General features: G+C 48.2%; 10 protein-coding genes. 8 read left to right on the top strand and 2 right to left on the bottom strand.

Going from position 1 to position 14,331, the window contains the following annotated elements; translation table 11 throughout:
• Window positions 1-87 precede the first annotated feature (87 nt).
• Window positions 88-1,032 (bottom strand): YqhG family protein, encoded by a 945-nt coding sequence (locus D3P07_RS01640; protein ID WP_119798347.1) that lies wholly within the window; start codon window positions 1,030-1,032, stop codon window positions 88-90.
• Window positions 1,029-2,849: a DEAD/DEAH box helicase gene (locus tag D3P07_RS01635; RefSeq protein ID WP_119798346.1), complete on the bottom strand. Its 1,821-nt coding sequence runs from the start codon at window positions 2,847-2,849 to the stop codon at window positions 1,029-1,031. Before D3P07_RS01635 ends, D3P07_RS01640 begins: the two co-directional genes overlap by 4 nt.
• A gap of 180 nt (window positions 2,850-3,029) precedes the next feature.
• Between D3P07_RS01635 and D3P07_RS01630 the strand changes: the two genes are divergently transcribed.
• From D3P07_RS01630 to D3P07_RS01595, 8 genes are all read left to right on the top strand, one after another.
• Window positions 3,030-5,714, top strand: coding sequence for an adenosylcobalamin-dependent ribonucleoside-diphosphate reductase (locus tag D3P07_RS01630; protein ID WP_119798345.1), 2,685 nt, complete (start codon window positions 3,030-3,032; stop codon window positions 5,712-5,714).
• Between the two features lie 322 nt (window positions 5,715-6,036).
• Window positions 6,037-7,962, top strand: a complete 1,926-nt coding sequence (locus D3P07_RS01625; protein ID WP_182914142.1) for an AAA family ATPase — start codon at window positions 6,037-6,039, stop codon at window positions 7,960-7,962.
• On the top strand, window positions 7,955-8,884 hold the full coding sequence (locus D3P07_RS01620; protein WP_119798343.1) for a hypothetical protein: 930 nt from the start codon (window positions 7,955-7,957) through the stop codon (window positions 8,882-8,884). Before D3P07_RS01625 ends, D3P07_RS01620 begins: the two co-directional genes overlap by 8 nt.
• A 219-nt stretch (window positions 8,885-9,103) precedes the next feature.
• Complete coding sequence (locus D3P07_RS01615) at window positions 9,104-9,496, top strand: ArsR/SmtB family transcription factor (protein ID WP_310732511.1); 393 nt, start codon at window positions 9,104-9,106, stop codon at window positions 9,494-9,496.
• Between the two features lie 12 nt (window positions 9,497-9,508).
• Window positions 9,509-10,009, top strand: coding sequence for an SRPBCC family protein (locus D3P07_RS01610; RefSeq protein ID WP_119798341.1), 501 nt, complete (start codon window positions 9,509-9,511; stop codon window positions 10,007-10,009).
• Between the two features lie 138 nt (window positions 10,010-10,147).
• A complete protein-coding gene (locus D3P07_RS01605; RefSeq protein ID WP_119798340.1) occupies window positions 10,148-10,723 on the top strand; it encodes a dihydrofolate reductase family protein in 576 nt (191 codons plus the stop codon).
• A gap of 637 nt (window positions 10,724-11,360) precedes the next feature.
• On the top strand, window positions 11,361-12,614 hold the full coding sequence (locus tag D3P07_RS01600; RefSeq protein WP_119798339.1) for an ABC transporter substrate-binding protein: 1,254 nt from the start codon (window positions 11,361-11,363) through the stop codon (window positions 12,612-12,614).
• Window positions 12,615-12,827: 213 nt separating this feature from the next.
• On the top strand, window positions 12,828-14,318 hold the full coding sequence (locus D3P07_RS01595) for an aminotransferase-like domain-containing protein (RefSeq protein ID WP_119798338.1): 1,491 nt from the start codon (window positions 12,828-12,830) through the stop codon (window positions 14,316-14,318).
• Window positions 14,319-14,331: the final 13 nt, after the last annotated feature.

Here is a 14,331-nt window from a genome sequence, read left to right as displayed (position 1 = left end):
GAAGAAGGCTGTTGCAACCTGTCGCTGCTTCACCATGAATAATAGAGGTTTTTTTGCCGCATAGATGCGGTTTCCGTCTTTTTCTATTCAATCAATTCCCTCCAGGTGAAAAACGCCGCAGTTAATGACGGAAGCCGTCACCCGCGGCTCGTATTGCCACCTTGTCTCTGCCTGCCGCTGCTCGTATTGCTCCTGGATGGCTGGCTTGTTTTCGTCTGTCGCATGCTGCAGAAGCGTTTTGTAATAAGTGTCGATTCGCTCCAGTTCCTCTTGCAGTCTGGCGGAGGCGTCTCCCGCCCACGTATAATCATAGTTTTTCAGCTTGCGTTCCAACGCTTGCTCCACAATCGCCTGCGCTTTGACGAATGATATACCGTTTTTGGTCACATGAATGTTGGCCGGCAGACGGGGGGTAAGCCGCAGCTCCAGCAGCCGATCGTGGAAGTGGTCGGCGCAATAGCCGGTTACAAGCGATACGCCGAAGCTGTGAATTTCTTCGCGCTTCCGGTCGCAGGCGAACTCCACTTTGATGTTGACCCCTAGCCATGCGGTATATGGGGTGGAACTGAACGGGCTCGCTCCCCGCTTGTCCGGCTCTTGGAACAGGTAAACGTAGCTGCCTCGCGACTTGGCAGCGCCGAACAGCTGCTCAAGCCTCTGGGAGCCAAAGTAGACGTCTTGCCTTGGAATTCTTGGTGCGTTAACCGAGCTGTTAATAAAGCCGAAGGAGCGGGCAAGAGCGGCATCCGTTGCAGCTGCCTGGCTATCCGGCACTTCCGGCTTCGCTGTCACAGGGTCGGGTTGCAGTCCAGCTTCATATTTTTCCTTATCCGTAACGAACAGGAAGGTCATCGTCTCGGGTTCGGCGCCTACCCGGTCCACAAAGCTCCAATAGTACGGACGATTGGTCAGTTCGCGGTCTGCATCCGGCGACAGCTTGACTGTGAAGTGTGCAGGAGATTTCTCAATAATGGAGCAATCGGTCGCCTCCAAATACCGGTTGACAAACTTATGAATCTGCTTCGTATTCACGGTTTCACCTCCACAGACTGACCGAGCTTGTCCATCTTCACTAGAAGATTGGGGCCAGGAGAATACGGATTGCTGCCTTTCGACTTCACTTCATTGCGAATTTCGCTGATCGAGCTGCCCAAGGAATGCAATTGACGCTTCAGATCCTGATCATTGCCGGATTCCAGCAATACCTTGGCGAGCCGCTGCTCCAGTGATTCACCGCCTTCCAGCTTCTCCAGAATATGATCCAGCTCCCCGATGACAAGCTCGAACAGATTGATTTTCTCATGCAGCAGATTAACAATATGTTCTTCGATTGTGCCAAGTGTGCACAAGTTGTAGATCTTGACGTCCTCAGTCTGGCCTAGACGATGGACGCGGCCGATTCGCTGCTCTACCCGCATCGGATTCCAGGGAAGGTCGAAGTTGATCATATGGTGGCAAAATTGCAGGTTAATGCCTTCGCCGCCAGCTTCCGTCGCAATCAGAATTTGAGCGCGGCCGCGGAAGAGGTCCATCATCCAATCTTTTTTACCCCGGTTCATGCCACCCCGGTAGGGGACGGCCATCAAATCATGCGCGCGGAAAAACTGCAGCAAATATTCCTGCGTCGCCCGGTATTCCGTAAAGATGATGACCTTCTCATTCATTTCCTTAACAAGCTCCATCGCTTTTTCGGCCTTGGTATTGGCGGTAATGCCTTTGATTTTCTCTACCAGCTCCCAAATCTTTGGACGGAGAGGAGAGTCTTCTGTTGTTTTCTTGAATAGATTAACTAAAGTCAGGAAAACCGCGTCTCTGCTGCTGCATACTTCCCGCTGCAGCGTCACAAGCGACAGCATGCTGGTCAAGTCGCCGCCGCTCTCGTCGTACCGTTCCTTCACGAAGCCGGTGACGGCATCGTAGAGCGCTTTCTCCTCCGGCGAAAGGGAGAGCGGGATGTTTTTGACGAAGCGCTTGGTGAAATGAATGCCGCCGTCTCCTCTCCGGTTGCGGATCATGACGGAGGATAACGCTTCCTGGAGCTGATCCTCATTCTTTGGAAGCCGCTTGTCGACGACGAAATTCGCGGCAAAATCGCTTTGTCCGCCTAATTGACCGGGTTTTAGCAAGGTGATCAGATTGTACAGCTCGTCCAGATCGTTCTGAATCGGCGTGGCTGTCAGGAGCAGGCAATATTTTTTGCGAAGCTGTGTTGCGAATTGATAGTTGGTTGTTTTTTTATTTTTCAGCTTATGAGCCTCGTCAATGATAATCAGGTCATAATCGGTGCCGAGCACACGCTCACGGTGAGGATCGCGCTTGGCTGTATCCATGGAAGCTACGACAACGTCATAGCCCCATGTATGTTCTTTCTTCTGAGCGACGGCGGAAATGCCGAACTTCTGGTTCAGCTCTCTCACCCATTGGAGCACGAGAGAAGCGGGTACGAGAATAAGTACTCGCTTAACGAGACCGCGCACCATATATTCCTTCAGCACCAGACCGGCTTCGATCGTTTTGCCGAGGCCTACCTCATCAGCCAGAATCGCCCGGCCTCCCATTTCGTGCAGAACTTTGCTGGCGGTATCGATTTGATGGGGCATGGGTTCGAAGGATGGCAGAGTGCGCAGGCATTGAAGTTGTTCGAAGCTCTCAACCCGCTTCGCTTGCTCTGCTTCCATGGCTAGCTGATAGAGCGTCCAGTCATCCCAAGGTCCGTTGCGGCTCATCCGATGCTGAAGCTCATCGAACCAGGAGCGGTCAATCTGCAGGTCAACATGCGGATGCAGCTTGCGTCTTGCGAATGCCGAACCGTTGTCCAATGTGTTCTGCGTCTTAGAGTCGAAGGTCATCGTAGTGCTCCTTTCACTAGTTGCAGCGATTAGTTGTCATTAGTATAGCCTTCTGGAGACATATTAATAAGATTCACGGTTCTGTCATAAGAATATCTATATATAGTGTGTTATAATCATAATTACATACAATATGTTGATAATAGTTGTGATTCATAGGAGTGAAGGGAGAGAATCGGAATGCGGAGATTAACGGGTTTGAGCGAAAAAATCTTTTTGGACCGGTATGCGCGCAAGCATGAGGATGCGCGGCGGGTGAAAGCTGGGGACACGGTGCTTGCGCTGCTGAAGGACGATGCGAAGTTTCCTGTGAAGGAGGTCGTTGAAGTTGTCAGCCGCGATGGGGATTCAGTAACCGTCAAGACTAGTGACGGTGAATTGCTGCAGACGACGACCGGTCGGCTGACCCACCCGATCGAGCTGTCGCCGGAGCAGATGTGGGACCGGCTTGCCGAAGCCATGGCTTCTGTTGAGCGTACGCCGGCCAAGCAAGTAGAGTGGGAGCGGAAGTTCCGCGAGATCCTGGACGATTGGAAGCTGGTGCCTGGTGGGCGCATTGCGGCGGGAGCAGGGGCGAGCGATGAGCTGACCTTGTTCAATTGCTATGTCGTCCCGTCTCCGCATGATAGCCGCGGCGGCATTATGAAGACGCTCATGGATATGACCGAGATCATGGCGCGCGGCGGCGGTGTTGGCATGAATCTCTCTTCGCTCCGACCTCGCAGAGCCATCGTCGCCGGAGTCAACGGGAGCTCCAGCGGTTCCGTCTCTTGGGGAGGCTTGTTCAGCTATACGACGGGCTTGATCGAGCAAGGCGGCAGCAGACGCGGTGCATTAATGCTCATGCTGAACGATTGGCATCCTGATCTCCTTGAATTTATAACAGTGAAAGAAAAGATGGGTGAGGTTACAAACGCGAATTTATCAGTCTGTGTTAGTGATTCGTTCATGGACGCGGTCAAGCGCGACCTGGAATGGGAGCTCGTCTTCCCGGATACGAAAGACCCGGATTTTGATGAGCTCTGGACGGGCGATCTGGACGCATGGCGCAGTCTCGGCAAAAATATTTTGACCTACAAGAAGCTTAGAGCCAAAGATATCTGGCATCGGATCATCGGTTCGGCATGGAAGTCGGCAGAGCCTGGCGTTGTCTTCATGGAGCGTTACAACAAGATGTCGAACAGCTGGTACTTTAACCCGATTGTCTCGACGAATCCATGCGGCGAACAGGGCTTGCCGGGCTGGGGCGTATGCAACTTGTCCGCGATTAATCTGTCCAAATTCTACGATGCTGGGAAAAGGGATGTCGATTGGGCAGAGCTTGGCAAAGTCACGCAGTGGTCCGTCCGATTCCTTGACAATGTCATCGACAAGACGCCGTACCATTTTGAGGAAAATGAGCAAAACCAGAAGCGCGAGCGGCGGATCGGCCTGGGAACGATGGGGCTTGCGGAGCTGATGATTAAGCTCGGAATCCGATACGGCAGCGAGGAGTCGCTTGCTTTTCTGGATAAGCTGTACGGCTTTATGGCGAGGGAAGCTTACTTGGCATCGTCGCGCATCGCTTCGGAGAAAGGTTCGTTCCCTGCTTTTGATCGGGAGAAATACGTACAGAGCGGCTTTATGAAAGAGATGATCAAGGCGTATCCCGAGGTAGGCGAGGCGATTGCGAAGAGCGGCATTCGCAACGTGACGATCATTACGCAAGCGCCAACGGGCAGCACAGGTACAATGGTCGGTACGTCTACCGGGATCGAGCCGTATTTTGCATTCGAATACTTCCGCCAGAGCCGGCTCGGCTATGACAAACAGCTTGTCCCGATTGCGCAAGAGTGGAAGGATGCGAATCCCGGCGAGGAATTGCCGGACTACTTCGTGACAGCGATGGAATTATCCGCCGAGAACCACATCCGTACTCAGGCTGCTATCCAGCGTTGGGTAGACAGCTCGATCTCCAAGACGGCCAATTGTCCGGCTGACTTCACCGTGGAAGAAACGGAGCGGCTATATGAGCTGGCATACGAGCTTGGCTGCAAGGGCGTTACGATCTACCGGGACGGCAGCCGGGATGTGCAGGTGCTGTCTACAACTGATAAGAACGGAGAGGACAAGGGTGCTGCTGGAAAAGAGCAGGCAGACACTCCATCTGTGGAACCTGTGGCTGCGGAGAGGGTAGGAGCAATAAAATCTGACAAGGCTGCAGAAGCTGTGTCCTCATCGTCTAGTGAGGCAGTGTGGGCGGCGCTGGAAGCGACGGTGACAGCCGAAGCATCTCCCGTGGCCGCTGCCAATACAGCTCCAGGAGTGGATAGACAATATAAGAAGCGGCCGTCCGTGCTGCGAGGCGCGACGTACAAAATTAACACACCATTTGGCATGGCCTATATTACGATCAACGATCTGGACGGCTCGCCTGCGGAGATTTTCTTGAACGTCGGCAAAGCAGGCTCCGATGTGTTCGCCATGGCGGAGGCGCTAGGGCGCGTGTGTTCTCTGTTCCTGCGTTATGGAGACCACGGCGAGAAGATCCGGCTGCTCATCAAGCATTTGAAGGGAATCGGCGGCTCCGGCGCCATCGGCTTCGGCGTCAATCGTGTGGAGTCGATTGCAGATGCGGTCGCGAAGGCGCTGGAGATGCATGGCGACAACGAAGCGGCTGGAATAGAGGCGGAGGCTTCAGTAAGTGTGGAGGATGACAGTTCTAGGGAGCAAAATTACTCGTCTGAGTTGAAAAGCGTGGAAAAAGATATGGAGGTCGCCTCCTATCAGGAGATTGATTTATGTCCATCCTGCGGCTCTGCGACGTTAATTAATATGGAAGGCTGCAAGCAATGTGCCAGTTGCGGGTTTAGCAAGTGTAATTGAGCGAGATAATTTGTTGGATGAATCATGGATAGCATGTATAGAAGCTTCGGCGTACCCATTCAGCGGGCGGACATGATAATTGTCTGCCATAATTTGACTGTCTTTCCAACCGCGGATGTTGGAATGGCGGTCATTTTTTTTGCCTGAATAGGATAGGAAAGAGAGGTTAAAGAAATAGTCGATTCTATGGTTCATTTGGTCCGATCAAAATAGTTCTGGAGTTTTGTCGGCATTGTAGAGTATAACTGAAATAGGAAATTTGGCCCAAGTATTTGTGTGATAACGGAATGAGGACAGAACCATAATCGGGGAGCTGAACGACTTGGAAATATTATATATTTGGTTTCAAAAGTATCTGCAATTCGAACAAGCCGGTTTTCAATTGAGCGCGCAGCATCGTTTCCATTTCGATCATGATAATGGAATTTTGCACGTTGCAGACAACCCGGATTATCAATCCGATTTCTTCCGTTTAGGCGATCCATCGAAACCAGCCGTTGTGAAACAGATTACGGCGCTCGTGGGAGAGAATGGAACGGGGAAAACAAGCTTTCTGGATTATATTAAAAATGTTGTTCTTAACCGTCAGGAAATTCAGCAGGCGCTGATCGTCATCAAGGACAGCCGCGAGCGGCATCTTATCTGGTACGACGATACCGTCATCGAATTAAAGGACGTACAAGGACGAAAGTTGATTTCGCCATGTTTCGAATCCCCCAAGATATTGTTTCCCGGCGCTTTGTCGGAATCCTCTGCGATCTTTATTTCCAATGTTTTCGATCATTCCTATGAGAATCAGGCTCCCCATTACTATAATTTATCGACCAACTATCTTATTCGTGGCGATCGTTTAAAACGGCTGGAGGAGGAGCGTTTCGCTGAGGATCAGAAGGAAATCGACGTCCATCGGGATGAGGAAATTCATCGGCAGGTGCTCTTTGTGCATAAATATAAAGCCGAATATCATCAGGAGCTGCCGATTCCTCTTCCGGAACGGCTGACCGTAAGCATACGCGATGCAAGGCCTGATGCAGAGATTGAAATCAACAAATTATTAGGTGCTTACGCACCGTTCTATGTACAATTCAACCAATGGATCGAACAAAAAATAGCCGACGAGCAGGCACGGCTTCATAAAAAGGATATCACTAACCGGGAAAAAGCAGCCTTGAAAAAGAGCATTTTTATGTACCGCGCATACAGGGCAAGCGTACGCAGCCTGCTGAAGGAGCTTGCAGCTTTTCAAAATGATCCGTATTTGGATAGCATTGTCGGACTGCTCAATCTGGAAAAAGTACAGTCGCAAAAGGAGACGATTTTCCAATTTACACGGCGGTTTCTGCAAGCTTTGATCAACCGCAGCAATGAGAAGGACCATAACTATTGGTTGGAAAATATCATGAAAGTATTGAATTTCTACGATTCTTTCGCAGGACAAATCGAGGATTGGACGGAGCGGGTATTCTCCATCCCGATTGAATTGGGGGATATAGAGAAAAGCAGATCTCATCAATTTATACAAGCTTACCGGGGATCGTACCGGGCGTATCCGTATCTTGATTTTGGCTGGCATAACCTAAGCTCGGGACAGACGGCGATGCTTAATCTATTTGCCAGATTGTTTACAAGAGTGGACGGACAATATTTCGGAGACAATGAAAAATTGTCCAGAGATGTGTTATTGCTGATCGACGAAGGCGAGCTTTATTTTCATCCGGAATGGCAGCGGAGATTTATTCATGATGTCATTTCTTATTTGACCATTGTATTTCCAAATAACCGTTTTCAAATTATTATGACCTCGCATTCTCCATTTCTGCTTTCGGATTTACCGAGCTCCAGCGTCGTTTATTTGGAGCGAAAAAACCGGAAATTGACGGTTGAAGACGGCTTAACCAGCGGCAAAAAAACGCTCGCCGCCAATATTCACGATATGTTTTCGCTAGGATTCTTTATGGGAACGACTGTTGGCGAGTTCGCGCGAATCAAGCTTAATCAATTGATTCAGGAATTGGGGAACTTTGAAAAAATGAAAAAGGAGGATTTTTACATTCCTGAGGGGACGATTTCGCATTTGCTGTCAACGATACGTTCGGTCGGAGAACCGTTGGTCGCAGACAGACTGCTGGAGCGGTATGAGCAATTGCTGGATGATCATGAACCGGAGCGGTATGCACTGAGACAAATCAAATATTGGCAGCAGGAGCTGGAGAGACTTCGCGATAAAGAGGAAGGTAGAGATGATTAATATTTATGAGGTTTCCCACGATTCTTTGGCACATGAGCATTATACGGAGATCGTTGCGCAACTGAATAAATGCAGAAGCTCCAGTGTAGCTGCCGTGGAGCGATGGCTGCAACGCTCCGATCCCCGTTTTACGCTTGAATACGTGATTAAGGCGAAGCCGGATCAATTGCGGGAAATACGGTCCATTTGCGGAACGGCGTTGTCTCCGGCCGGATTTCCCCGCGAAATAATGTATTTCCAAACGATGTACGACTACTTTTCTGAAGGACAAGGGAAGTCGATCGGAAATTCAGGATACAACGCAATTCAGTTGATGGACAAATTGAAGCTTCGCGTATGCCCTTTATGCAATCGCAATCACATCGGGAATGTGACCCGCCCGCAGCGGGGAACGAAACGGACGAGCCAACTGGATCATTTTCATAACAAATCGGATTATCCGTATCTCGCCATGTCGTTTTACAACCTGATTCCGTCATGTCCATGCTGCAATCATGCCAAAGGCAAAGAAGACATTGATCTGTCGCCTTATGATGCGCAAGATCTGGACCCGCTGCTGCAGTGCCGGTTTAATATTGAGAATATTGATTTTCTGTTCACCGAGGAGATGCTGGAAGTATCGTTGAGAAATCATCCGTCCATGCAAAAAAATATCGACGTGCTCGGCCTGGAGGATTTGTACGCCAAGCATAACGACGTTGCTTACGAGATTGTGCAAAAATTTAAAATGTACACCAGACTGCGGCGCAAGGAAATCCTGGACACCTTCCCCGGATTATATCGGAACGAAGAGGATCTTCGAACATCTCTGTTTGGAAGCTACGCCAATAAAGCAAATATGAAAAAACAGGTGTTGGCCAAATTGAAAAAAGATATATTCGAGCTGCTGGAAGCCGAGGAGCGGCGAAGAGGCTCTGTATAAAGACGCGGCAATTCGCTCGAAACTGGTTCGAAGTGCCTTCGCGGAACGGTGCCGACTCGGCTTTGACAAGGCGCACAAGAGCTGTACATTCATGCGTGAAATTGAAAAGATGTAATGGGGCAGGCAATATCGTCAATTGTCTGCCCTATTTTAATGTTATAAATCATTATCAACCAAATACTTAATTAAGAGTTTGCTTTATAAAAGAAATGGTGTATTATGGGTTTGAGATCGAATGATTTAATTGAACGGAAAGGAGGAGTGAAACGATATATGCCAGCAGATCTATTCTCGGCTATAGCAGATCCCACTAGAAGGAGAATTCTAGAAATGTTGGCGGACCACGACGGTTATCCCGCATCGGATATTCACAACCAATTCCAGTCCAGCCCGCAGGCTATTTCCCAGCATCTGAAAATTCTTCGAGAAGCCAATTTGGTACACGTAGAGAAAAAAGCGCAACAGCGCATATATCGGATTAACACGGAATCCATGGTTGAATTGGAAGAATGGATCTATAACATGAGGCAGCGTTGGAGCAGTCGATTGGATGCGTTGGATGCCGTGTTGAAGGCTGAAATGGAGAAGCTGAAAAACAATCATAAGGAATAGGAGAACTGCCCGATGAACGCAAGTCCCAACAAGCAAGATATTGTCATTACGCGCGAGTATGATTATCCGGTAGAGCTAGTTTGGAAGGCTTGGACAGATCCGACACTGGTTATGAAATGGTGGGGGCCGACGAACTATACCTCGCCTCGATGCGAGATTGATTTTCGCGAAGGCGGGAAATACGTGTTCTGTATGCGCGCTCCGGATGCGCAAGGCGGTATGGAGTCGTACTCGGCAGGCGTCTATAAGAAAATCGTGCCGATGGAGCGGCTTGAATTCTCTTCCTACTTATCTGACCGAGACGGAAGCGCCATCGACCCGGTTGAAGCGGGTGTACCATCGGATTTTCCAAGAAATATCGAGTTCGTTATCGAATTCATTGCCAAAGGCGAACGAACGGAGCTTAAGATTACGGAGTATGGATGGACGGCTGGAGAGATGCTGAAATATGCCATCATGGGCATGAACCAGTCGTTAGATAAGCTTGCTGCAAATTTGATTGCATTCACATAAAAAACCTCCATGGTCCCAGCCGCAAGTCATTGGGAGATGCAGGCGGCCGGAAAGTCCACGAGGTTTAATTGTACAGTGCAAATATATCATATAACAATTGAAAGTCAACCAAACTAATGATGAATCGGGGAGATATAGATGGGTAAAATTATTGCATCGGTAAGCTGTACGTTGGATGGGATCTATACAGGACCGCAAGGTAACGAAAATAACATGGTGGACTGGGCAATGCCTGGAATTATAGATTCCACTGCCGACAATCTCGCAATGTTTCAGGAAGCTGATGCCATCTTAATGGGAAGGGTTAATTACGAGGGGCTTTCTACCTTTTGGCCATTCCAGGAGGGGGAATTTGCTGAAGCTATGAACAAGACTCCCAAGTATGTGGTTACGGGCAACCGCGAGCTTGAAGCGCAATGGGGGGACTTCGGCGACACGATTTCACTCCTCGCCGGCGATTTAGGTGAACGAATAACAGCGCTTAAGAGCAACATCGAAGGAAATATTATCGTTCCGGGGAGTGCCAGCCTTGTGCAAAGTCTATTAAATGCAGGTTTCGTGGACGAAATCAACATGATTACCCACCCTGTCATCCTTGGGAGCGGTAAGAGATACCTGGATGGCATTGCCGCAAGAAACGACCTGAAGCTCATTGGTACACAACTTTATGAAACGAGCGGCTCCATGAGACTTCGTTTTGAAGTTGTACAATAACCGGGAAACGATAGGTTCCACTCGTGGTCATGATTGGCAATCACTATACTGTGAGTTATTATCGAGGATAGAAACAAGCGATCTTCGAGAAGACGGTTAACCGCTCCGAAGGTCGCTTGTTTTATTATGAAGGTCTAAAAAGAATCAATCACAATTTTGTTATTTCACGTATAATTTAATGATTGTATACAGTATATTACAATTATTTATCCCTCGATTTACCGGCAGGCAAAAAAATGCATTCGTAGGATCAAGCGGGGGAGAAAAGTCAACGGTTGCTCAATTATTCGTCTATGAACCTCAGCATGGCGAAATATTAATTAATGGAAAACCGCTTCAAGACATTCGACGTGACGATTGGTCCACGATTATCTACGATACAAAAGGCGGATTGTATTCGTCGTTATTTGAAAAGGAGCACAACGTTGCAGAAGTATCATAGACCACCAGGGATGAAAAATCCAGCGGGGTGGTTCTTCTTTTCATGACGCGGCTATGCCATCACGCCTATATATTCCCAAGAAATTATACCAAAAACATATATATTAATGTATAATTTTACTTAGACATCTAGTCCTGAATTCGTGATACCTAAGCATCTTTTAAAAAATTGACAAATTATGCGGGAGGTAATTTATTGAAAAAAATTTTCGTAATGTGCATATTAATTGTATTGATTATAGCAGGATGCTCCAAAGTGGGTCCCGTACAGAAAGAAAATATAAAATTGTCGATTGGTGCTCCTGGGGAGATTCGAGAAGATCTTCAAACGGCAATTAACAACGCATTTCCAAATTATGAAATGACCTATGAGATCCTTCTTTACAATGAAATCGAATCATTGTACGAAGAAAAGAAGTTACCCGATATTATTCTTGATACTGATTTCGCGGCCGTCCCGCCCCATTTGCGGGATAAATTCTATACGGACTTAAGTCCTTATATAAGCAGTGAGAATGTGGATTTAACCCAATTTCCTCCGGCTCTATTAGAAAGAAACTCCGGTGAGAACGGCGAGTTATATGGGTTGCCAGTCCAAAGGTTATTAACCGCATTATTTTATAATAAAGCCCCTTTCGATGCTTTCGATATTCCCTATCCGACCGATGGAATGACTTGGGACGATGTGATCCTACTTGCAAGTCAGTTCTCTGATTTTCCTAACGGATCGAAATATGTAGGTCTAGACCTTTTAAGTGGCGGCGGATTACAAATGCTATTAGATCAATTCAACGTCACGGTTTTGGATCCGCAAACCGATCAATTCAAATCATCTTCCGAATTATTGGAAGTGGTACAAAAGATTGATAACCTTTATGAAAAGAACGGGAATAGACCGACGAGGAGTTTTTTGATTTACCCAGATGGCTTTTTGAAACACGGGACAACGGCAATGTATCTTGGTGTTCTGGTAGATCCAATCGTACTGGGAGCCGCCAACAATCAAGATATCGATTTGGTGACCTTCCCCCGAGTTGATGCCATTTCCAATATAGGATCTGGAACGAGGACAGTTTCTCTTCACATCAACAGTGAAAGTAAAAATAAAGAAAGCGCGTTTGAGATCATAAAATATCTGGTATCGGATGAACTGCAAAAGTACATGGTGGAAAATGGATCAGGAACTGTACTCAACGAATTTACTCATAATGATAATTTTGGAAAAAATATTCCGGAGCTCCAAAACAAAAACTTAAAAGCATTGTTTGAGATGGATCTACCTGAATTAGATAGACCAAGCATCTACGAAGGGATTGCATATGTAGCGGCAGCCCCCTTATTGGCTGAGCTCATTATGGGCACAAAATCAGTGGACGACGTAATGGATAAAATGGAAAGCGCTGTGAATGATGCGGTTATTGCGGCAAAAGCTAAGGAAGTCGAAGAGTGAAAGGAGGCAGTGATGGACACTATTTCCAAATAGTGTTTCAATCTGGTTAACCTCATTTTCTGTTATAAGGACAAATAGTCCAATAACTGCTCACATGCTATTGTGCAGAAGTATCTTAGATGCATTGGAACCACCCAAGGATGAAAAATCCAATGGGGTGGTTCTTTTTTTCGCAACGCGACTATGCCATCATGTAAGTGGGGGCGATGAATAGTGTTCCAGGATTTCAAGCACGTTGGTGACCGGCCGGTCGTCATACAAGTGAAAGAATACATGCAACGTTTAATTATAAAAGGGGCGCTTCAGTCAGATCAGAAGCTGCCCTCCACACGAGAAATGAGCGCTCTGCTGAAGGTAAGCCGCAATACGGTTATTGCCGCGTACGAAAGCCTGGAGGATGACGGTTTTGCGTATGCGATTCCCGGCAAAGGCAGCTATGTAGCCGTGATGTCAGGCCACTCGGCAGCAGACAGCAGCGAATCAAACGGCTCTTCAAGCCTTCAGATTGATTGGAAGGCAAGAATGAACCGATATGCCCTATCGGCAGTTGAGCTGGATATTATGAAGCCGGGCATTCGCGGTTCGAAGGGCATGATATCGTTCACCAGCATTGCGCCGGATGAGCATTTGTTCGATCTGGGAGATGTCAGGCGAGCCTTCATGGACCGGATGGCGATCGAAGGGCAGGTGCTGCTCAATTACGGATACGCCAAGGGCTATAAGCCTCTTATCGACTACTTGATGCGGTATATGGAGAATAAGGGCGTCGATCTCAGCGGCAAAGATATGCTCATCACAAACGGCTTTACGGAAGGCTTCGACATTGTTTTGTCTGCACTGCGACCTGAATCACGAAGCGGAGCAGCTATTTGTGAAAATCCGACGCATCATACGGCGCTCAAAAATTTGAAGCTGCAAGGCTACCAAATTACCGGGATACCGATGGAGCGCGACGGTATTTCTACTGAGAAGCTCGAGCAGGTGTTGAAGCAGGGAGGCACGTTCGACCTGGCTTATCTGACGCCTTCCTATCACAATCCGACCGGTATTGTCATGTCGCCGGAGAAGCGCAGCGCCGTTATGAAGCTTATGACGCGATACGGTGTACCAGTGATTGAGGATGGATTTAACGAGGAGTTGCGATACTCGGGAGCGCATATTGCACCACTCATTGCGACAGCAGGGCAAGGTAACGGCGTTATCTATATCGGCAGCTTCTCCAAAGTGCTGTTTCCCGGTTTGCGGGTAGGCTGGGTGCTTGGAGATAAGGCGCTGATCGACCATCTGGAAAGCGTCAAGCGGGCTAGATCGATCCATACCTCCACCATCGATCAATCGATTTTGTATCAGTATTTGCTCAACGGCAATTTCGATAAGTATGTGAAAAAAGCGCGAACGGAATATAAGCGCAAGTATGAACTAACCAAAGCATGCTGTGAAGCTTATCTTCCCAACGCGGAGCTGACAGGCGACGGGGGATTGCATTTGTTTCTAACCTTCTCAAAGGGCGTAAATACACGTCAACTGCTGGCTACCTGCAGGGAACAAGGCGTTATCTTTACGCCGGGAGACCGCTTTTTCATTCATGAAGGCGAAGGGACGAACACGCTTCGCATTGGATTTTCAAGAGTGTCGGATGAGAATATCGAGCGGGGAATCAGGATCATCGGCGAGCAGGCAAGCAAGATGAGGAACGCAAAATGATAAATGGGGTGTT

This window comes from Paenibacillus sp. 1011MAR3C5, assembly GCF_003591485.1.
Lineage (GTDB): Bacteria > Bacillota > Bacilli > Paenibacillales > Paenibacillaceae > Pristimantibacillus.
This window is presented reverse-complemented; position numbering and strand designations above follow the sequence as displayed.

What these genes read in the sequence shown, in the direction of transcription:
- D3P07_RS01635 (WP_119798346.1), bottom strand. Translation starts at nt 2,849, where the DNA reads ATGACCTTCGACTCTAAGACGCAGAACACATTGGACAACGGTTCGGCA.
- D3P07_RS01630 (WP_119798345.1), top strand. Translation starts at nt 3,030, where the DNA reads ATGCGGAGATTAACGGGTTTGAGCGAAAAAATCTTTTTGGACCGGTAT.
- D3P07_RS01620 (WP_119798343.1), top strand. Translation starts at nt 7,955, where the DNA reads ATGATTAATATTTATGAGGTTTCCCACGATTCTTTGGCACATGAGCAT.
- D3P07_RS01615 (WP_310732511.1), top strand. Translation starts at nt 9,104, where the DNA reads ATGGGTTTGAGATCGAATGATTTAATTGAACGGAAAGGAGGAGTGAAA.
- D3P07_RS01610 (WP_119798341.1), top strand. Translation starts at nt 9,509, where the DNA reads ATGAACGCAAGTCCCAACAAGCAAGATATTGTCATTACGCGCGAGTAT.
- D3P07_RS01605 (WP_119798340.1), top strand. Translation starts at nt 10,148, where the DNA reads ATGGGTAAAATTATTGCATCGGTAAGCTGTACGTTGGATGGGATCTAT.